Origin of the sequence: Amycolatopsis sp. lyj-346, assembly GCF_046548975.1 — a bacterium.
Lineage (GTDB): Bacteria > Actinomycetota > Actinomycetes > Mycobacteriales > Pseudonocardiaceae > Amycolatopsis.
Window position 1 is genome coordinate 335,345 of record NZ_JAJPWT010000001.1, and the last position, 19,012, is coordinate 354,356.

Consider the following 19,012-nt stretch of genomic DNA (forward strand, 5'->3'; position numbering starts at 1 on the left):
TGAGGCTATCGGCGACCACCGACAAAACCGGGGACCTACTCCTTGACGTGCGCCGGCGCCGCGATCGGCAGGTCGACCGTGACCGGTCCGGCGTTCTGGAAGACGAACGTGACCTTGATGACCTGGCCGGGCCAGAACGGCTGCTTCAGCGCGGGCAGCGTCACGGTGGCCTGGCCGACCTTCTCCGGCGCGGTCGGCGTCGCGGCGGGGCCGGACGACGGGACCTCGGAGGTGGCCGTGGCGGTCAGGTTGTTGCCCGGGCTGTTGGTGGCCGAGCTGCTGCCGGTCGGCGTCCCCGAAGACGTCGGAGCGGACGGCGACGAGGACGGCGCGCCGGAGGACGTGGGCTGCGCCTCGTTCGTCGACTCGACGGCGTGGTCCGGGCCGATCACCAGCGAGTGCGTGGCGACGACGGTCTTGGACCCCTCGATGGTCGCTTGGCCGCCGTCTTCGGTCGTCACCGAGACGAGCGAGTCGTCCTGCGCGCCGCGGTTGACGATCGTCAGGGTCAGCGCCGGGGTCGCGCCGGCCGCGTAGCCCGGGCCCGACGTCGGGTACTGGACGGCGGCGTTGCGCAGGTCGATGGTCTTGACCTGGGCGTGCGTGCCGTTGACCGCGGGCTGCTGCGAGTCGGTCTGGGTGATCTGGCCGGCCCCGCACCCGGCGAGCGCGAGCGCGGCACCGAGCGCCAGCACGCCCGCGCCGAGCACGCGACGATTCTGCAGCCTCACGTCGCAGTCCTTCCCTTTTCACGGCCTCGTCGCCCCGAAGACTAGCCGGGGTCGATCTCCGCCGCGGAACGGGTGTGGGTTGCCGGGGCCCGGTGACCAAGATCAACCGTCCACAAAGGAATTCCCGGCCTGTGACGAAACGCTTCGCCGCTACCTGCGTGAGCACGGGGGTCCGACGTTTGTCAACCCCCGACCAGGCCGCTGACCTGCGAGGACGAGTCCGGCCCGCTAGGTGGGCACCGGCGGCCCGTGCTAGGATGGAGTCAGCGAAAGGGGCAGAGGACACATGGTTTTCAAGGTCGGAGAGACCGTCGTCTACCCGCACCACGGTGCCGCACTCATCGAAGCCATCGAGACCCGCGTGATCAAGGGCGAGGAAAAGAAGTACCTCGTCCTCAAGGTCGCGCAAGGGGATCTCACGGTTCGCGTGCCCGCTGACAACGCCGAAATCGTCGGCGTCCGCGATGTCGTCGGGCAAGAAGGACTGGACAAGGTCTTCGACGTTCTGCGTGCTCCGCACACCGAAGAGCCCACCAACTGGTCTCGTCGGTACAAGGCCAACCTCGAGAAGCTCGCCTCCGGCGATGTGAACAAGGTGGCCGAAGTGGTGCGCGACCTCTGGCGGCGAGAGAAGGACCGCGGACTTTCAGCCGGTGAGAAGCGCATGCTGGCGAAGGCGCGGCAAATTCTGGTCAGCGAGCTCGCGCTCGCGGAGGGCACCGACGAGGACAAGGCTGAGGTCCTCCTCGACGAAGTTCTGGAAACCGCGACGGTCTGAGCCCGGAGGCATCCTGCTCGACGGGCGGGCGGGTGCCTCTACGATCGCGTACCGATGAACGTCGTCGCGATCGTGACCGTCGCACATCATGCCTCCGACGGAGAGTCAGCTCTCACGCCGGTCCATGGTGAGGCGCTACTCACGCACACCGTGCGGGGGCTGCTCGACGTACCGGAGATCGATCTGGTGCTCGTGGCGGCCCCCCAGCGGTGTGCGCTGTCGTTTTCCGAGGCCGTCCGCGGCCTCGCCTGCCGGGTCGTACCCGGCTCGCTCCGGGAGGCCTTCGCCGCCGTCGAGCCCGAACTCACCCGTGATTCAGTTGTACTCCTCCACGACGCGCTGCGGGCCTTCATTCCTGCGCAAACGGTGCGTGACGTGATCAGCGCGGTCCGCGACGGCGCGCCGGTGGTGGTCCCGGTGCTGCCGATGGCCGACACGGTGAAGGTGACCGACGCGGCGTCGCTGATCGTCGGCACGGAGGACCGGACGCGGCTGCGCACGGTCCAGACGCCGGTGGGCTACGCGTTCGCGGCGTTCCGGCCGGAGCTCGCCCCCGCCGGCGCGGCGACGGTCCCCGGCCACCCCGACGCGATGCGCGTCACCACCGATTTCGAACTGTCACTGGCCGAGGCGATCGCGGCGGCACCGAAGAACGAGGAGACGCTGTGAGGGTCGGCAACGGGGTGGACGTCCACCCGATCGAAGCGGGCCGCGAGTGCTGGATGGCGGGGCTGCGCTGGCCGGACGCGGACGGCTGCGCCGGCCACTCGGACGGCGACGTCGCAGCTCACGCCCTGTGCGACGCGCTGCTGTCGGCCGCGGGCCTCGGCGACCTCGGCGCGGTGTTCGGCACCGGCGACCCCCGGATGGACGGCGCGCACGGCACCGACATGCTGGCCGAGGTCCGGGTCCTGATCGAGGCGGCGGGCTGGCGGGTGGCGAACGCCACGGTCCAGATCGTGGGCAACGCCCCGCGGGTGGGCAAGCGGCGCGACGAGGCGCAGAAGGTGCTGTCGGCGGCGGTGGGCGGCCCGGTGAGCGTGTCCGGCACCACGTCGGACGGCTTGGGCCTGACCGGCCGCGGCGAGGGCATCGCGGCCTTCGCCACAGCCCTGCTCCTCACGGCGGAGTAGCGGTCCGTCACCTCCAGCGAAGGGGAGCGGAATAGGGGCCGGCCCGCTCCGGTTCGGCGTGATATGCCCCTCACTCTCCCAGACGCCGTCCGCGCGCTGGTCGACGGCAGGAACTTCGCCACGGTCGCCACCCTCGATCCGGACGGCGGGCCGCAGACGTCCGTCGTCTGGGTCGGCCTCGACGACGGCGAGCTCGTCTTCAGCGCGACCGAGGACCGCCGGAAGGTCCGCAACCTTCGGCGTGATCCCCGCATCAGCGTCTCGATCACCGACGCGGAGAACCCCTACCGGCACACGCAGCTGCGCGGCACCGTGACGCTCACGCCCGACCCGGGCAAGGCGCTCCCGCGGGCACTGAGCCACAAGTACCTCGCCCAGGACCCGCCGCACGAGAGCGCCGACGTCCAGCGGGTGATCGTGCGCCTGAAAGCGGAAAAAATCGCCGGCAACGTGAAATAGGGTCCAGACCATGGGTGTGACTTTCAACGAGGCCACGAAGGCGCTCTTCGACGGCAAGAACTTCCCGGTGCTCGCCACCATCAACGCCGACGGCTCGGTGCAGACCTCCGTCGTCTGGGCCAAGCGGGACGGCGACACCGTCCTCTTCGCGACCGTCCGCGGGCGGCTCAAGGAGCGGAACATGCGGCGCGATCCGCGGGTCTCGCTGTCCGTCTTCGACCTCGACGACCCGCTCAAGTACGTCGAGGTCCGCGGCCGCGCCGAAATCACCGAGGAAGGCGGCCGCGAGCTGATCAACGAGCTCTCCCACAAGTACGACGGCAAGGACTTCCGCACCGAACCGCCGGAGGTCGTCCGCGTGGTCGTGCGCGTGGTCCCGGACAAGGTCACCGGCTACGCCGCGTGACGTGACGCGGGTCGCGGGCGCCGCTGCGGTGCCCGCGTCCTCGCTAGGCTGAACGCCATGACGATCAGGGCGGTGTTGTTCGACTTCTCCGGCACGCTCTTCCGGCTCGAGCAGGACGAGTCGTGGCTCACCGAACTGACCAACCACGACGGCGAGCCGCTCGACATCGAGGCGCAGGCCGAGCTGATGCGCCGGATGACCGCCCCGGTCGGGCAGGTCGTCGAGCTGGACGCCGAGCACGCGCACGCCTGGCACCACCGGGACCGCGACCCCGCCCTGCACCGGAAGGTGTACCTCGAGGTGCTCAAGAAGTCCGGTGTCTCGCACGTCGACCAAGCGAAAGCGCTGTACGACCGGCTCATCGATCCCAGCCAGTGGACGCCGTACCCGGACACCGAAGCCGCGCTGAAAGCCGCCGCCGAGCGGGGGCTGAAGGTCGGCGTGCTGAGCAACATCGCCTTCGACATCCGGCCCGCCTTCACCGCCCGCGGCTGGGACGCCCACGTCGACGAGTTCGTGCTGTCCTTCGAGGTCGGCGCGGTCAAGCCGGAGCTGGAGATCTTCCGCAAGGCCGTCGCGGCCCTCGGCGTCCCGGCCACCGAGACGCTGATGGTCGGCGACAGCGAGGAGGCCGACGGCGGCGCCCGCGCACTGGGCTGCGAGTTCGCGCTGGTCGACCCGCTGCCCACGGCCGACCGGCCGGACGCCCTGCTCACGGCGTTGCGCGGGTTCGGCGTCGCCTGACCGCCTGCGACGCGGCTCACGCCGACCCGTACCCTTTGAGGGTGGCCCTTCACCTTTTCGACACAGCGACCCGGAGCGTACGGGAGTTCCACCCCGTCCGTAGCGGAACGGCGTCGATCTACGTGTGTGGGGCCACCGTGCAGGGCGTGCCGCACATCGGGCACGTCCGCGGCGTCCTGAACTACGACGTCCTGCGCCGCTGGCTCGTCCACAGTGGACTGGACGTGCTGCTGGTCCGCAACGTCACGGACATCGACGACAAGATCCTGACCAAGGCCGCCGAGCACGAGCGGCCCTGGTGGGAGTGGGGCGCGACGCACGAGCGCGCCTTCGAGACCGCGTATGAGCAGCTCGGCTGCCTGCCGCCGTCGATCAACCCGCGCGCGACCGGGCACGTCACCCAGATGGTCGAGCTGATGGAGCGCCTCATCGAGGCGGGCCACGGCTACGTCGCGGACGGCGACGTCTACTTCTCGGTGAAGTCGTTCGACGACTACGGCAAGCTCTCCGGCCAGGTCCTCGAGGACGTCCAGCAGGGCGAGACGCCGACCCGCGGCAAGCGCGACCCGCGCGACTTCACCATGTGGAAGAGCGCGAAGCCGGGCGAGCCGTCGTGGCCGACGCCGTGGGGGAACGGCCGGCCGGGCTGGCACCTGGAGTGCTCGGCGATGGCGACGGCGTACCTCGGCGCGGAGTTCGACATCCACGGCGGCGGCATCGACCTGGTCTTCCCGCACCACGAGAACGAGCGCGCCCAGTCCAACGCGGCGGGCGACGCGTTCGCGCGGTTCTGGCTGCACAACGCGTGGGTGACCATGTCGGGCGAGAAGATGTCGAAGTCGCTCGGCAACACCGTGTCGATCCCCGCCATGCTGGAGCGCTACCGGGCCCCGGAGCTGCGGTACTACCTGGTCCAGCCGCACTACCGGTCGACCATCGAGTACTCCGACACCGCGGTCTCCGAAGCCGCGCAGGGCTACCGGCGGATCGAGACGTTCCTGCGCCGCGCCGCGCAGTCGGGCGACGTGCCGGTCGGCACGGTCCCGGAAGCGTTCGCGAACGCGCTCGACGACGACCTCGCCACCCCGCAGGCGTTCGCCGTGGTCCACACCACGGTGCGAGACGGTAACGCCGCCCTCGACGCGGGCGACACCTCCAAGGCACTCGAATTCGCCGCGGCCGTCCGCGCGATGACCGACGTGCTCGGCCTCGACCCGCTGTCCGCGCGCTGGTCCGAGGCGGGCGGTTCCGACACGCCCACCAAGGAAGCCCTGTCCCGGATCGTCGAGGGGCTGCTGGCCGAGCGCCAGCAGGCCCGGGCCGAGAAGGACTTCGCCCGCGCGGACGCCGCCCGTGACCGCCTCCAGCAGGCGGGCATCGTGGTGGAGGACACCCCCAACGGTCCTCAGTGGACTGTCAAGTCCGACTGAACCGCTTTTCTACGCAAGGAACTTTCACCATGGCAGGCAATTCGCGGCGCCAGGGCGCGATCCGCAAGACGGGCACCAAGAAGGGTGCCGTCGTCGGCTCGGGCGGTCAGCGCCGCAAGGCCCTCGAAGGCAAGGGCCCGACCCCGAAGGCGGAGGACCGTCCCGGGCACAAGGCCTACCGGTCGTCCAACGCGGCGACCAAGCGCGACCAGGCGCGGCAGAAGAAGGCCGACAAGCCGGAGCTGATCGCCGGGCGCAACCCGGTGGTCGAGGCGTTGCGCGCGGATGTTCCCGCGACCGCGCTGTACGTCGCGCTGAACATCGAGATCGACGACCGCGTGAACGACGCCGTCCGGCTCGCGGGCGACAAGGGCATCTCGATCCTGGAGATCCCGCGCGAGGAGCTGGACCGCAAGACGAACCGGGCCGTGCACCAGGGCCTGGGCCTGCAGGTCCCGCCGTTCGAGTACGCCCACCCGGACGACCTGATGGCGGCGGCCCGCAACTCGGGCGAGGTACCGCTGTTCGTCGCGCTCGACGGCGTCACCGACCCGCGGAACCTGGGCGCGGTGATCCGCTCGGCGGCCGCGTTCGGCGCGCACGGCGTCCTGCTCCCGGAGCGGCGCAGCGCGGGCATGACGGCGGTGGCGTGGCGGACGAGCGCCGGCACGGCGGCGAAGCTGCCGATCGCGGTGGCGACCAACCTGACGCGCCAGCTCAAGGCGTGGGCGAACGACGGCCTGATGCTGGTCGGCCTGGACGCCGACGGGTCGGTGGACATCGACGAGCTCGAGCTGGCGGCGGACCCGCTGGTCATCGTGCTGGGCTCGGAGGGCCGCGGCCTGTCCCGCCTGGTGCGCGAGTCGTGCGACGCGACGGTGTCGATCCCGATGGCGGCGGGCGTGGAGTCCCTCAACGCCTCCGTGGCGGCGGGCGTCCTGCTCGCCGAGGTGGCGCGGCGCCGCCGTGCCGCCGGCCGGGTCTGAGGACGCTCCGCGGCCGTCAGGCCGGGCACCTTCGCGACCAGGCACCACCCACTCGGGTTAAGGTCACCCTCGGATAAACCCGAGGGGACCTGACCACCGATGTCGTTCGTTTCGCCACTCTTCCTGTGGTACTTCATGCCGGCGGTGCTCATCGCCGTGCTGGTGTGCCCGCGGAGCTGGCGAAACGGCATCATCGCGGTCGCCAGCCTGCTGTTCTACACGATCGGCGCCGGCGGCTTCGTGCTCCTGCTGCTCGGCTGCATGGTGGTCAACTTCCTGGCCGGGCCGCTGCTGGCCCCGAGCCCGTGGGACGTCAACGGCGTCCGGCGGCGGCGCATCCTCATCGCGGTGGTGTCGCTGGACGTCGCGGTGCTGCTGATCTGGAAGTACGCGGGGTTCGCGACGCAGCAGATCGCGGCGGTGGCGCACTGGTTCGGCGGCAGCGTGCCGGTGGCGAGCCTGGTGGTCCCGATCGGGATCTCCTTCTACACGTTCCACCACATCTCGTACGTGGTCGACATCTACCGGGGCGAGCGCCAGGCCCTGCGCGACCCGGTGGCGTTCACGGCGTACATCGCGATGTTCCCGCAGCTGGTGGCCGGCCCGATCGTCCGGTACCGCGAGATCGCCGACCAGCTCCCCCAGCAGCGGTCACACCGCCTGGACGACATCGCGGCGGGCTTCCCCCGGTTCGCGCTCGGGCTGTGCAAGAAGGCGATCATCGCGGATTCGCTGGGCCCACTGGTCGACGCGTGTTTCAAGGTCCCCCCGGACCAGATGACGTTCGCCACGGCCTGGCTCGGCGCGATCGCCTACACCCTCCAGCTGTTCTTCGACTTCTCGGGCTATTCGGACATGGCCATCGGCCTCGGCCGCATGCTGGGCTTCCGCCTCCCGGAGAACTTCGCGAGACCGTATTCCGCGGTGACGATCACGGAGTTCTGGCGCCGCTGGCACATGAGCTTGAGCCGCTGGTTCCGCGACTACGTGTACATCCCCCTGGGCGGCAACCGCCAAGGAGCGGCGCGCACGTACCGGAACCTGTGCATAGTGTTCGTCCTGACGGGCTTCTGGCACGGAGCCCAGTGGACGTTCCTGGTGTGGGGCTGTTACCACGGAGCCCTCCTGGTGATCGAGCGCCGGTTCGGCTTGGACCTGGACCCACCCCAGCGCTGGAAGCGTTACCTCCGCAGGACCCTGACCATGCTGCTGGTGGTGATCGGCTGGGTGTTCTTCCGCTCCCCGGACATCGGCCACGCCCTGTCCATGCTCGGCCACATGCTGATCCCCGACTTCGAAGGACTGGGAGCAAGCGTGGAGCAGGCCTTCACGAACCAGCGCCTGGTCCTCCTCCTGGCGGCACTGGCCGTGTTCCTGCTCCCGGCCCACCCGGTGACGGGCCCCTTGCTGGAGTCCTCCCGCAGCCGCCCGGCAACGGCCCTGCGCATCGGAGTGATGACGGTAGGCCTCCTGTACGCGGCAATCCTGATCGCAACAGGAACGTTCAGCCCCTTCCTGTACTACCAGTTCTGACGCCGCTCCCTGGACGGGTGGCGCCTTGATGGCTTGAATCGCCTTCTTCTACCTGCGGTTCTCCGGACTTCTCGCCGGTGCCTGTCGTCGGACGGCCTAGAGACGGCCTGAGCGGCCTCGACCACTCCTCCCCCATCGTCCCGATACGCAGCCATCCTCAGCGGCCGTCGTTCGGGTCGGGTGGGGTTGGTGACAGAACGTCGAGTAGCCGGCCAACTGCCCCGCGCTGGCCTTCTGGAGCCGAGGGGTCTCTCGGCGGCGCGCTGTACTCGGCTGCGCTCGGCGGGCTCGGCCCGCGACCGGCGGCCGGAGCGGCGTGGCAGGCCGTCCGTGTCGGACGGGCCGGAGCCCGCCAACGCAAGGTGACCGGTGTGCCGCCTCCGGCGGTGCGCCTTGAGAAGTCCGGATGTACTGCATCGGGACGCGCTGCCGATGCAGTACAAGGATCCAACTGGTGCGAAGCGGAGCACGTCATTCGCGGACAAGCTGCTGCGCACGCATATCTTCGAGGAGTCCACGCGTGAGTCAGTAGACGTCCGACTCAGGGAACCATCTCTCCGCATCTCAGAGACAATTACCTGGACATGATTGGAGTCGTCGAGCATCCGGACGCAGATCGGAAGCTACAGAACGGTATACCCCTACCCCGTTCGATAGATCCTAAATTTCGAACGGGCGTACATTAAATGGCGCTCCCCGGGAGTCTCACCGGCAAGCCACCTACAACACTGAAGGTCAAGTGGTTGCCACCAGTTTAGCGAATTGGGTAAATTGTGCCCTGTTTGCTTCAACTGTCGATTCTACCATAGATTGAAATAGACCAAGGGCTCCAGTCACGCGATCCTGTCTCTGCAGGTTGTTGTCGACCGCGCCGCTAAGTTGATTAACAAACGGAAAGAGTGAGTTCAAAAGCTTTCGCCAGTGCAACATCCCTTCAGCAGGACTAAGATTTGCCCGGAAGCGCAGCTGATATCGATTCGGCAGCGGAGCATCGAGGATAGTTTCAAGGCACTCGGCTACAGCCGAAACAAACAAGGTAATAGAACCGCGGCGCCTGAGGTACTCCAGTTGTCGATCTTGGTGCTGAGTACGACCCTCTGCCGGAAGCAGGACTAGCTCTTTTTTCTTATCCTCGATTGCCCGCATTAGCGAGTATGCGAATACTATATGCCTGGCTGACACCTGGTCACTAAACGTTTCAGCGTATACCTTGTTTTCTTCCCAGATTCTTCTAGTTTGATTGTAGGCAAGATTTGGTTTTCCGTGAAATGCTGCCAAGCATTGGGCGACCGCACGGTCAGGCAACAAGAACTTTCTGCGAGATATGGCGTCACGAACTCCACCTCGTCGACCACCTCGATAGTCCGCATCCGGGATCTCGTCAAATTCTGCACGTAGACGATCTTGAGTTTGATCCTTACTTCTGAAGTCAGCAGCCTCAACTTTGTTTTGAGTATTGTTGTACTTGACAATATCCGATAGAACTTGAGCATTTTGACAGCGAACAAATCGAGCCATAATTTGCAAATCATCAAGCCGCTCTGACTGCCCCTCCAGCAGAGTGCCTATTGACCCAGTCGTCTGTGCACCATTTACGATCCCAATACCCGAAATCTTCAGCTTCCAGCCATTCTTTCTGCGATTAACTTGATAGTCATTAACAAGAATAGTGAGACCATTGTTGTAAATCCAAAAGCGATCAGGTTCTCGCGTGGCGGTACTTTTCATTCCATTGTTGATATTTGCCTCAGTTCTCACGATACCGAGGTATTCTCGAACATTCGGAGATGTCAAATCAGCCTGATGATCCCGCCAAAGTTGCTGAAGCCATCGACCATTTACTGAAGTGCAGAATGCGGACCAGTCGGATCCATTCGCCTCGAAACCGCCGTCGACATCGAGGACGAATTCATCTGTCACCAGGATCGTACTGCCAGAGCGAGAATATATGTCTTCGAGCTTGCTTTTTCCGATCTCTTCGGCCGACACCGCCAGATTTGCCGCCGGAAAATAGCGTTTTAGCAAACTGTCGGCAGCGGCGACCACTTGATTTAGCTCGGCAGCAACATTCTTCGACTCTTTCATATTGTGGCAGTACCAAATCTGAAAATCCGATATTTCCCCCGCCTGAAGCGCAGAGCGAACCTCGATCGCCGCTGATTGAAGTTGTTCGGGCAGAGTATCGAGATCGGCCGCCAGGAGCCAGTTCACTCCTGTATTCAGGTCAGACGCCTTATTTGCGGGCGCCTCTTGACCAGAAGACCTATTCGTAGCGTACCCCTGCGCAACTACCACACGACCTTCGCCCCGATCGACGTAAACAACGTCGCACTTCTTGTCGTTTGACCCGTCGGTTACCGACGCCGCAGCCACAGCGTCGATATCATCGATACTGAATCGCAATTGTAGAGCGAACAGTATAATCGCGTTTCCCCGACCATAAGATAGCAAATCATCGCGCGTTTCTAATGCGGCTGCAGCTGGGGAGCCCATACTCGACACCTGACGTTCGACGACACTCGACTCTTGAAGGTCGCATCCGATCGATACGGCGTTACTGGTTGGCCGTGGACGGTAACAACCCACCGCTTGGGTGACATCGATAGGATGCCCGCTCCACCGGCTCAGCGACTCGTTAGTACTCCAGCCGCAGATCGTGATCTTCATGGTTGAAGGGCTGCTTGGCGACGGTAGCGGCTGCGGTGGGAGCACCTCCTCGACAAGGACCACACGCTGAACAGCCTCCGGCACCGCGCCAGTGATCACGACCGCAACCTAGCGCCTGGCCAGCCACAGACAAAGCCCCGTCAGAGAGCCCCGTCGCAGCCGCAGCAAGATCACGATCTACAACTGGAGTCTTAGGCAAGTGATTTCAGTGCTGCGGCCAACGACTGCAGTCGTTGGGGAGTGGCCTAGGGTCACGAGGATCTGCCGGACGCCTGGAGTCACGACCCAGGTGCTTCGGACGTACACGCACCTCGTGCCGTCGAGCAAGGATCGGACCCGTCGGGCCGTCGACAACGTGCTCGGCGTCCGGCGGAGCCCCCTGCACGGCCTGATGACGGCCTGGCAGCATGATCTAGGCAACGAACCGCAGGTCGAGGGCCGTTCCGTACCTTGTACTACCAGTTCTAACCACACACGAACGACCACACGAAACAACCCACCACCCCCCTGCGGACCCGATAGACAGCCGCATCAGCGGCCGCTGAACAATCCGGTGTCCGGGCCGGCGGGGGAACCGCACCGTCCGAACAAGGAACCCCAGAGAATGACCGACCTGTCCAAGGTCCCCGGCGTAATCCCCTACGTGGACAACCACGACGGCCCCCGCCGCCTGCTCACCGTCGAGATCCCCCACCTCGGCCACACGGTCCGCGCCTACGCGCCGATAGCCAGCATCGACGGCCGCCAGTACATCGTTTCCTGGGGCTCGGTGTCCTTCGAAATCCCGGCCGACCGCAACGTCCACGTCAGCGTCCACCTCCAGACGAACAGCGGCCGCGAGCACACGATCACCCCGTTCGCCTCGCTGGTCCTGTCACCGCATCCCGCACCGATCCGGCTGGTCGCCCAGTTCGCCCCGGGCCAGCGCCCCGAAGGCACCCTCGTGCCCGTCGGCTGAGCCAGGCCCGGACGGATTCGCTCAACCCGCTCACCCGAACGGCCCAAGCGTGAAAGCCTGGCCCCGTGCTGACCACGCGGTACCTCTTCCTCACCCGCCACGCCGAGGCGGGACCGGACGGAAGACTCACCGAAGCCGGCCAACGACAAGCCGTCCTCCTCGGACGCCGCCTCCGCGACGTCCCGGTCACGTCGATCCACCACGGCCCCCTCCCGCGCGCCACCCGGACCGCCCACCTCATCGCCGATCAGCTCCCAAGCGTCCCCGTCCAGGTCGACAAAGCGGCCGACGACTTCGTCCCGTACACGCCGAAGCGCGAGGAGCTCCCGGAGACCTCCGGCGACCTCCTGCTGGCCTTCGCCCGCCAGTTCCCGCCGTCCGACGAAGACCTGGCCGCCGAAGCCGAACGGCGGTTCAGCGGGCCCGTGCCGGGCAGCGAGCCGCGGTACGAAGTGCTCGTCACGCACAACTTCCTCGTCGGCTGGCTCGTTCGCGCGTCGCAGGACGCGCCGCCGTGGCGGTGGCTCACCCTCACCCACGCCCACGCCGGCCTGACCGTCATCCGCTACTCGCCGGGACGCCCCGCGGCGCTGCTGACCTTCAACGACCTGAGTCACCTCCCCGCCGAGCTGCGCTGGACCGGCTTCCCACCCGACTTTTACGTTCCGTGATTGACGAACGCGAAGCGTCACCACCCCCGAAAACCGGTCTCGCCTGAATGGCCCAGCCTGTCAGGATGCGTGGATGAGTTGCGCGCCAACGCCCACGTCCGATCGGCCGAGCGACTACCTCGCCGCCGACACCGTCGTCGATCACGAGCACCCGTCGATCCGGGCACTGGCCGACAGTTGGCGGCTCGCCGGCGATGATCCCGTGGAAGCCGCGAAAACCGCCTTCCTCTTCGTCCGGGACGAGGTCGAGCACGTCATGGACGCCGGTGACCCGAGGGTCACCTGGCGGGCGTCGGACGTCCTTCGCGAGCGCGTCGGGATCTGCCACGCCAAAGCCCACCTGCTCGCCGCTTTGCTGCGGGCACAAGGGATTCCGGCCGGATTCTGCTACCAGGAACTCTCCGCGCTGCACGGGCTGAATGCCGTGTACCTGCACGGCAAGTGGTCCCGGCTCGACGCCCGCGGCAACCGCACCGGCGCCGGTGGCGAGTTTTCGCTCGATGCGGAAAAACTGGCCTGGCCGGTCGACCCCGCCCGCGGCGAGCGCGATCACCCGGAGATCCACCCGGCACCCGCGCCGGTCGTGGTGGATTTCCTGATGACCGCCGAGCCGGGCCCCGGTTGGTACGAAAAGGACCTGCCACGCACGCTTTGATCATGGTTTTCCCACATTTTCGGGAAACTGATCGACTCGGTGAATTATTGCCGAGAGTGACGCCTGTCCGTCAGTCCTGTCCCCCGAACTTCTTATTTCGCGCGCCCCAGTAGGCGCGTAAAGTGACTCCCCGCGCTCGAACAGACACTTTACGCATACGTCCGTTCGGGTGGCTCGAGGGAGGTGAAGCACGTGGCCGCGGCTGGCGGACGCCTCCGCCGTACCCCACTGCAAGAGATCTTCTGGACCAGGACGAGCCTGCTCCTCACGGTGCTCGTCGTGGTCGCCGGCCTGAGCCTGTGGATCGCCGGCCTGATGGACCCCGGCACCGGGAAGAACCTGGTGACGTCGCTCGGCACCGGCACCCTGATCTCCGCGATCGTCGGTTTCGGGCAGACACTGATCACCGCCAGCGCGTCGCAGAAGGCGCTCGTGACACCGGTGATCGAGGAAAGCCGGCGCGCGCTGGAGGACCTGAGCGCCGAATACCGCGCGCTGAACAAGGAGTTCTTCCCCACCGACGTGTTCGAGGCGACGACCGATCCCGACCCCGCGTTCAACCGCGCGCTGATGGCCGACCTCGACGCGACTCGGCAGTACTTCTTCCGCGGCTTTTCCGGGCGGCACGCGGCCGCTCGGCTGCTGCTTTCCCGCACCGAGCGGGAACTGCGCGCGGTCATCGCCGACCCGCGCGACGCGAGTTCGATCAGCGGGCGCGCCCGCTACCTGCTGCGCCGCGAGGCGGCCGACGTCGACTACGAACGCATCCAGACCCGGCTCGACGAAGAGATCCGGATCGGGCTCGTCGGCCTCTTCCTGGCGCGCAGCCGCTGCGCGTCGGTCGACATCACCGTGGTCGCCGACCCGCCGCTGGACCGGCTCGAAATGTTCGACGACAGCGTGTGGGTGTCGCTCTACAGCGACGTCCGCGGCGCCACGAAGCTGTACCCGCGGTCCCTGCGATTCACCGAAGGTTCCTTCCTCTACAACATGGAACGCGCAGAATTCGTGCGCGTCTCGCAGTCCCGGACCGGCCGCCACTTCCGCATCACGTCCGCGACGACGCGGACGGATTTCCTGGCGCTGTTCGAAAAGATCACCGGATCCCCGTTGTCCGAGGAGCAGTTCCGCGAACTGGAGGCCAAGTTCCACGCCTTCCGCGCGGAGTTCTCCGCAGTCGCCGAGCTAGGGAGCTGACCTTGCTCACCCGCCTGTCCCCCCTTTCCGAACTGGCCACGCGCCTGCGCACGGCCAGGTTCCCGCTCGCCTCGGAGTGGCGCACGATCGACGGCTGGTTCCGGCCGTGGGCCGCCCAGCCCGGGTTGCGGGAAGAGCTGCGCACGCAGCTCCGCGCGCTCTCCGCGGCGCAGGCCACCAAGGTCCTGCGCTCGTCACGCGAAACGACCACCCACTTCGCCTGGTGCCTGCTCGATTCGCCGGCCGACCCGTTTTCCTTCTGGCTGCACGAATACAAGGCGCAGCAGGACTGGCGGGAGGGGTACGCGGATTCCGTGCACAACCACAGGTACCACTTCTGCACCACGCTCCTCCGTGGTGACTACCTGCACGAAAGGTACGAAACGACGATCGACGCCGGGACCGGGCTGATCGCGTCCGCGCGGTTGCGCCGCCGGACGCGCTGCGCGGCCGGTGCGTGCGCCACCATGCTGGCCGACGAATTCCACCGGATCCCCGAAGCCGCCGACGGAACGATGACTTTCCTCGTGAAATCACGCCCCGTGAGCAGTTTCAGCCTGTCTTTCGACCCGGCCAGCGGAATCGGTCATCGTCACGTTCCGGTCGAGGTCCGATTGGGGGAATTGGCCGACCGCATCTAGCTACACACCGGCGTCAGCGGCGCTTACCATTACTCCACCCGTCTGAACACCACGGCCGGGATGGGAGAGGTGTATGCGCACGCAGGAAAGTTCGATCGACCACGCCGTCGTCGGTGCCGTTGAAGAAAGGGTCCACCGGCTCTGCCGGCAGTACGCCGACCGGTTGCAGTTCCACGGCTGGCACCACGTGAGTTTCGTCCGCGCGAAGGCGGCCGGCTTCGCCCGGCACAACGGGGCCGACGAAGCGGTGGTGGAAGTGGCCGCCCTGGTGCACGACGTGAACTACCTGGTGCTCCGGAACTCGCCCGCCGCGGCGGGCCGGAGCCTGCGGCTGGAAATCCTCGCCGAATGCGGCGTCCCGCCGCGGATCGCGCGGTGGGTCGACGAGATCGTCGACGAAGCGGAAATGGCCACCCGCGGCCGGGAAATTTCCCTGGAAGCACAGGCCTTGAGCGACGCGGACACGTTGTTCAAGGCGCTGCCGGTGACACCGGTGGTGCTGGCGCACCGGTACCTGCGCGAGAACGGCCTGAGCCTGCGCGAGCTCGCGCACAAGATCGTCGGCGAGCAGTGCGACGTCCACGACGAGGGCTATTACTTCTACAACCCGGAGGCGGCCGCGACGTACTCGCGCTGGGCGACGGCGAACCTGCAGCTGTGGCAGTGCATCAAGGAGGCGGTCGACGACCCGACGGTGGCCGAGCTGCTGGACGCGGTCGCTTCTTAGCCCTGCCCGTAGCTCCGCAGCCGTTCGACGACGTTGGCGACCTCGGGCGGCGGCAGCAGGCTGGGGCGGCCGGCGCTCTGCGCGAGCAGCCACACGCGGCAGGCCCATTCGAGCTGCTGGGCGCGGTGGTAGGCGGCCTCGAGGCCGTCGCCGTAGGTGAGGGTGCCGTGGTTGGCCATCAGACAGCCACGGCGCCCTTCGAGCGCCTCCAGCACGGCGGAAGCGAGCTCCGGCGTGCCGTAGGTGGCGTAGCGCGCGACGCGCACCGAAGGCCCGATGGTGGCGACGATGTAGTGGACGGGCGGAACCTCCCGCACGAGCGTCGAGACAGCGGTGGCGTGCGGCGAGTGCGTGTGCACGACGGCGGTCACGGGCTCCCCGTCCGGGTCACGAACGTCCCAGTACACGGACAGGTGCATCGGCAGTTCACTGGTCGGCCGGAGCGAGCCGTCAACGACCTGCCCCCCGAGATCGACGACGGCGATGTCGGCGGGGGTGAGGCTCGAGTAGGCCACCCCGGTGGGCGTGACGGCGACCAGGTCCCCGGCCCGCAGGGAGACGTTGCCGGAGGTGCCGACGACCAGGCCATCACCGACCATCCGGCGCGCATAGGCACACACGGCGGCCCGCTCGGTCTCGAGGATCATGCACAGGTCCCGTCTCGTGGGTGATCGGCAACTGCTGTGCAGCCTGCCAGCCACCCCCGAGTGCCGGCCACCTCCCCGTCCGGGAGAGGCCCACGGTTGCCGGGGCGTCGGGTCATGCAGCCGGATCGCGCCGGCTTCGGCGGTGTGCCGGCCCCGCCCCACACAGGCCCCCACCCTCCCGGGGGGCGTCCCAAGTCCAGTCTACCGGCCCTGGCCTGCAAAAACGGTCGCTTCCGAAATCTGTGGACAACCGGAGCCGATGTGGATAACCAAGCCCTCGCTGGAGCCGCCGGAGCAGCCGAAGATTTCGCCGAGGGAGCCGGCTTCTAAGCCTTCGCCGGAGCAGCCTTCGCCGGAGCAGCGGAAGCACCCGGGGCAGCAGAAGCCGCCGGTGACTTCGCCGAAGGAGCGGGCGCCGGCTTGCGGTCCCCGACCGTGGCGGTCTTCTCCGCCGGGACAGGCTCCTCCACCGGCGCCAGCAGCCGCATGGCTTCCTTCACTGCCACGTCCGTCGCCGCGATTCGCTCGGCCACCTTTGCCCGCAGGTCCAGGGCCAGTTTCCGGTTCTGCTCCGCCGAAGCCTGCGACGCCCGAGCCGAATCCAGCGCTGCCTCCGTCTCCTGCTTCTTGCGCGCGAACTCCTCCTCGAAGGCCTTCTTCCGGGCCGCCAGCTCGTCCGCCGCCTTGCGGTCCGCTTCCTCGCGGGCCGCCGCCGCTGCCGCCTCCGCCGCCGCGTCCGCTTCCTTGCGGGTGCGCTCGGCCGCCGCCGCCAGCTCGACCCGCCTCGCTCCCGCCGCCGCGTTCAGCTTCTCGATCTCGGCCCTGGCCTCCGACTGCAACCGGGCGCGCTCTTCCTCCGCGTCCTTGGCCAGCTTGTCGGCCGTGCGGCGGGTCTCGTGCGCGTACTTGTCCGCCTGGTCGCGGGTCGAAGCCGCGTCGGCCTCGGCGGCCGACTTCAGGTCCGCGATCTCCTCCTCGGCGAGCTGCATCATCATCCGGACGCGCTCGGCCATCGCGCCGGCGCCGGACGGGCTCGAGCTCATCCTGGCCAGGGCGGCCTTCGTCTCGGCCAGCTCCTTCTGCGCGTACGCGAGGGCCTTCGTCAGGTCCGAGGTCGTCGCGACGGCGTCGTCGCGGTTGCGGGACGTCTCGCGCAGCTCCTTGGTCAGCTCGGCGAGACGCTCGTCGACCTGACGCTGGTTGTAGCCGCGGACACTCACGGCGAACTGGGCGGTCTTCGGGGCGGACTGGGGCTTCTCAGGCGCGGCCATCGGGCCACCTTAATGAGCAAGGGACCTTCGACGCGTACCGCCAAAAGGATGCATCACGGATATTGGAACCCCCGGTAACGCATGGCATTCTGAGCCGCGACGTGAGGGGTTCACTTTGGACACACAGGCGGTCCTCGCGGACATCGGGGCGCACTGGCACGTCTACGCCACCATGCCGCTCATCGCCGCCCTGATCGGCTACGTCACCAAGCGCGTCGCCATCGAGATGATGTTCCGGCCCCTGGAGTTCGCCGGCATCAAGCCCTTCGGCTGGCAGGGCGTCATCCCGGCGAACGCGCGGCGCATGGCCACCACCGCCGTCGACCTGCTGACCCGCAACCTCGTCGACCCGAAAGAGATCTTCGCCAGGCTCGATCCGGAAGAAATGGTCAAAGAGCTCGGGCCTCCCCTGCTGAAGGCCGTCGAGGAGGTCACGCGCGAGGTGATGGAGACCCACCAGCCGCGGCTCTGGGAAATGCTGCCGGCGCGGGCGCAACGGCTGCTCGTCGACCAGGTCCGGGCGCAGGCGCCGGCCGTCGTCAAGCGGCTGCTGCGGGAGGTCTCGGCCAACATCGACGACGTCCTCGACGTCGACGACATGCTGATCAACGCCATGGTCCGGGACAAGTCGCTCACCTGCCGGCTGATCCGCGAGGTCGCCGCGCCCGAATTCCGGTTCATCGCGCGCTCGGGGATCTGTTTCGGGTTCGTGATCGGGCTCGTCCAGTTCGTCGCCTGGGCGCTGACGAAAGAGCCGCTGATCATGCCGGCCTTCGGTTTCGTCACGGGCTTCGTCACAGACTGGCTCGCCCTCAAGATGATCTTCTACCCGCGCGAGCCCCGTGGGTTCGGTGTCTTCCGCTGGCAGGGCATGTTCCAGAAGCGCCGCCAGGAGGTCGCCGCCGATTACGGCGCGCTCATCGCCGAAGAGGTGCTCACCGTGCGGAACGTGATGGAGGCCGTGCTCACCGGGCCGCGCGCCGACAAGCTGTTCGCCATGGTCACCCGCGAGGTCCAGCGCACGATCGACGCGCAGGCGAGCATCGCCAAGCCGCTGGTCGCCCTGACCATCGGCGGCCGGCAGTACCAGGAGATGAAGCGCGCGGCAGCCGCCAAAGCGATCGAATTCCTCCCCGAAACGGTGAAGCACGTCGAGAGCTACGCCACCGGCGCGCTCGACGTCCGGAACACGATCGTCACGAAGATGCGGCAGCTGACCCCGCTCGAGTTCGAAGGCATCCTCCGGCCTGCCTTCAAGCAGGACGAGTGGAAGCTCATCGCCGTCGGCGCGGTCATCGGTGGCCTGGTGGGTGAACTGCAGGTGCTCCTCCTGCTGCACTGATCCGGTGCCGATACCGTGCGCGCGTGGACTTCGGCA

General features: G+C 67.3%; 20 protein-coding genes. 16 read left to right on the forward strand and 4 right to left on the reverse strand.

Features of this window, described 5'->3' with window-relative positions; genetic code table 11:
* Positions 1 to 35 precede the first annotated feature (35 nt).
* Positions 36 to 731, reverse strand: coding sequence for a hypothetical protein (locus ACLJQE_RS01665; protein ID WP_410637127.1), 696 nt, complete (start codon positions 729 to 731; stop codon positions 36 to 38).
* 286 nt (positions 732 to 1,017) lie between these two features.
* Between ACLJQE_RS01665 and ACLJQE_RS01670 the strand changes: the two genes are divergently transcribed.
* From ACLJQE_RS01670 to ACLJQE_RS01710, 9 genes are all read left to right on the forward strand, one after another.
* Positions 1,018 to 1,509 carry a CarD family transcriptional regulator gene (locus tag ACLJQE_RS01670; protein ID WP_004559016.1) on the forward strand — a complete coding sequence of 164 codons (492 nt, stop codon included), beginning with the start codon at positions 1,018 to 1,020 and terminating at the stop codon, positions 1,507 to 1,509.
* Between the two features lie 54 nt (positions 1,510 to 1,563).
* A complete protein-coding gene (locus ACLJQE_RS01675) occupies positions 1,564 to 2,178 on the forward strand; it encodes a 2-C-methyl-D-erythritol 4-phosphate cytidylyltransferase (RefSeq protein WP_410637128.1) in 615 nt (204 codons plus the stop codon).
* On the forward strand, positions 2,175 to 2,642 hold the full coding sequence (gene ispF, locus ACLJQE_RS01680) for a 2-C-methyl-D-erythritol 2,4-cyclodiphosphate synthase (protein WP_410637129.1): 468 nt from the start codon (positions 2,175 to 2,177) through the stop codon (positions 2,640 to 2,642). The genes ACLJQE_RS01675 and ispF overlap by 4 nt, the downstream gene beginning before the upstream one ends.
* 63 nt (positions 2,643 to 2,705) lie before the next feature.
* On the forward strand, positions 2,706 to 3,101 hold the full coding sequence (locus tag ACLJQE_RS01685) for a PPOX class F420-dependent oxidoreductase (RefSeq protein ID WP_410637130.1): 396 nt from the start codon (positions 2,706 to 2,708) through the stop codon (positions 3,099 to 3,101).
* Positions 3,102 to 3,111: 10 nt separating this feature from the next.
* Complete coding sequence (locus ACLJQE_RS01690; protein WP_410637131.1) at positions 3,112 to 3,507, forward strand: PPOX class F420-dependent oxidoreductase; 396 nt, start codon at positions 3,112 to 3,114, stop codon at positions 3,505 to 3,507.
* Positions 3,508 to 3,564: 57 nt separating this feature from the next.
* Entirely contained in the window at positions 3,565 to 4,251 is a 687-nt protein-coding gene (locus ACLJQE_RS01695) for an HAD family hydrolase (protein WP_410637132.1), read from the forward strand.
* Between the two features lie 41 nt (positions 4,252 to 4,292).
* The gene (cysS, locus tag ACLJQE_RS01700; RefSeq protein ID WP_410637133.1) at positions 4,293 to 5,681 is read left to right on the forward strand and encodes a cysteine--tRNA ligase; all 1,389 of its coding nucleotides are present in this window, start codon (positions 4,293 to 4,295) and stop codon (positions 5,679 to 5,681) included.
* 29 nt (positions 5,682 to 5,710) lie between these two features.
* Positions 5,711 to 6,667 carry a 23S rRNA (guanosine(2251)-2'-O)-methyltransferase RlmB gene (rlmB, locus tag ACLJQE_RS01705; RefSeq protein WP_410637134.1) on the forward strand — a complete coding sequence of 319 codons (957 nt, stop codon included), beginning with the start codon at positions 5,711 to 5,713 and terminating at the stop codon, positions 6,665 to 6,667.
* A 99-nt stretch (positions 6,668 to 6,766) separates the two neighbouring features.
* Positions 6,767 to 8,200 carry an MBOAT family O-acyltransferase gene (locus ACLJQE_RS01710; RefSeq protein ID WP_410637135.1) on the forward strand — a complete coding sequence of 478 codons (1,434 nt, stop codon included), beginning with the start codon at positions 6,767 to 6,769 and terminating at the stop codon, positions 8,198 to 8,200.
* Positions 8,201 to 8,935: 735 nt separating this feature from the next.
* Here ACLJQE_RS01710 and ACLJQE_RS01715 read toward each other — a convergent pair.
* Positions 8,936 to 10,867: an AIPR family protein gene (locus ACLJQE_RS01715; protein ID WP_410637136.1), complete on the reverse strand. Its 1,932-nt coding sequence runs from the start codon at positions 10,865 to 10,867 to the stop codon at positions 8,936 to 8,938.
* A 604-nt stretch (positions 10,868 to 11,471) separates the two neighbouring features.
* Between ACLJQE_RS01715 and ACLJQE_RS01720 the strand changes: the two genes are divergently transcribed.
* From ACLJQE_RS01720 to ACLJQE_RS01745, 6 genes are all read left to right on the forward strand, one after another.
* Positions 11,472 to 11,825: a hypothetical protein gene (locus tag ACLJQE_RS01720; protein WP_410637137.1), complete on the forward strand. Its 354-nt coding sequence runs from the start codon at positions 11,472 to 11,474 to the stop codon at positions 11,823 to 11,825.
* Positions 11,826 to 11,890: 65 nt separating this feature from the next.
* Complete coding sequence (locus ACLJQE_RS01725) at positions 11,891 to 12,496, forward strand: histidine phosphatase family protein (RefSeq protein ID WP_410637138.1); 606 nt, start codon at positions 11,891 to 11,893, stop codon at positions 12,494 to 12,496.
* A 73-nt stretch (positions 12,497 to 12,569) separates the two neighbouring features.
* A complete protein-coding gene (locus ACLJQE_RS01730) occupies positions 12,570 to 13,151 on the forward strand; it encodes a transglutaminase-like domain-containing protein (RefSeq protein WP_410637139.1) in 582 nt (193 codons plus the stop codon).
* 183 nt (positions 13,152 to 13,334) lie between these two features.
* Positions 13,335 to 14,348, forward strand: coding sequence for a hypothetical protein (locus ACLJQE_RS01735; RefSeq protein WP_410637140.1), 1,014 nt, complete (start codon positions 13,335 to 13,337; stop codon positions 14,346 to 14,348).
* A 2-nt stretch (positions 14,349 to 14,350) separates the two neighbouring features.
* Entirely contained in the window at positions 14,351 to 14,989 is a 639-nt protein-coding gene (locus tag ACLJQE_RS01740; RefSeq protein WP_410637141.1) for a hypothetical protein, read from the forward strand.
* Positions 14,990 to 15,062: 73 nt separating this feature from the next.
* Positions 15,063 to 15,716, forward strand: coding sequence for an HD family phosphohydrolase (locus ACLJQE_RS01745; protein WP_410637142.1), 654 nt, complete (start codon positions 15,063 to 15,065; stop codon positions 15,714 to 15,716).
* On the opposite strand, the gene ACLJQE_RS01750 is transcribed toward ACLJQE_RS01745, so the two are convergent.
* On the reverse strand, positions 15,713 to 16,363 hold the full coding sequence (locus tag ACLJQE_RS01750) for a class II aldolase/adducin family protein (RefSeq protein WP_410637143.1): 651 nt from the start codon (positions 16,361 to 16,363) through the stop codon (positions 15,713 to 15,715). The two genes, ACLJQE_RS01745 and ACLJQE_RS01750, sit on opposite strands and share 4 nt — an antisense overlap.
* 326 nt (positions 16,364 to 16,689) lie before the next feature.
* On the reverse strand, positions 16,690 to 17,634 hold the full coding sequence (locus ACLJQE_RS01755; RefSeq protein ID WP_410637144.1) for a hypothetical protein: 945 nt from the start codon (positions 17,632 to 17,634) through the stop codon (positions 16,690 to 16,692).
* Between the two features lie 115 nt (positions 17,635 to 17,749).
* Here ACLJQE_RS01755 and ACLJQE_RS01760 point away from each other — a divergent pair, with 115 nt between their 5' ends.
* On the forward strand, positions 17,750 to 18,976 hold the full coding sequence (locus ACLJQE_RS01760) for a DUF445 family protein (protein ID WP_410637145.1): 1,227 nt from the start codon (positions 17,750 to 17,752) through the stop codon (positions 18,974 to 18,976).
* Positions 18,977 to 19,012: the final 36 nt, after the last annotated feature.

Bases quoted from the DNA above. Each gene is read 5' to 3' on its own strand.
- rlmB (WP_410637134.1), top strand. From the start codon at position 5,711: ATGGCAGGCAATTCGCGGCGCCAGGGCGCGATCCGCAAGACGGGCACC.
- ACLJQE_RS01750 (WP_410637143.1), bottom strand. From the start codon at position 16,363: ATGATCCTCGAGACCGAGCGGGCCGCCGTGTGTGCCTATGCGCGCCGG.
- ACLJQE_RS01720 (WP_410637137.1), top strand. From the start codon at position 11,472: ATGACCGACCTGTCCAAGGTCCCCGGCGTAATCCCCTACGTGGACAAC.
- ACLJQE_RS01715 (WP_410637136.1), bottom strand. From the start codon at position 10,867: ATGAAGATCACGATCTGCGGCTGGAGTACTAACGAGTCGCTGAGCCGG.
- ACLJQE_RS01675 (WP_410637128.1), top strand. From the start codon at position 1,564: ATGAACGTCGTCGCGATCGTGACCGTCGCACATCATGCCTCCGACGGA.
- ACLJQE_RS01730 (WP_410637139.1), top strand. From the start codon at position 12,570: ATGAGTTGCGCGCCAACGCCCACGTCCGATCGGCCGAGCGACTACCTC.
- ACLJQE_RS01710 (WP_410637135.1), top strand. From the start codon at position 6,767: ATGTCGTTCGTTTCGCCACTCTTCCTGTGGTACTTCATGCCGGCGGTG.
- ACLJQE_RS01755 (WP_410637144.1), bottom strand. From the start codon at position 17,634: ATGGCCGCGCCTGAGAAGCCCCAGTCCGCCCCGAAGACCGCCCAGTTC.
- ACLJQE_RS01695 (WP_410637132.1), top strand. From the start codon at position 3,565: ATGACGATCAGGGCGGTGTTGTTCGACTTCTCCGGCACGCTCTTCCGG.
- ACLJQE_RS01685 (WP_410637130.1), top strand. From the start codon at position 2,706: ATGCCCCTCACTCTCCCAGACGCCGTCCGCGCGCTGGTCGACGGCAGG.
- ACLJQE_RS01745 (WP_410637142.1), top strand. From the start codon at position 15,063: ATGCGCACGCAGGAAAGTTCGATCGACCACGCCGTCGTCGGTGCCGTT.
- ACLJQE_RS01690 (WP_410637131.1), top strand. From the start codon at position 3,112: ATGGGTGTGACTTTCAACGAGGCCACGAAGGCGCTCTTCGACGGCAAG.
- ACLJQE_RS01670 (WP_004559016.1), top strand. From the start codon at position 1,018: ATGGTTTTCAAGGTCGGAGAGACCGTCGTCTACCCGCACCACGGTGCC.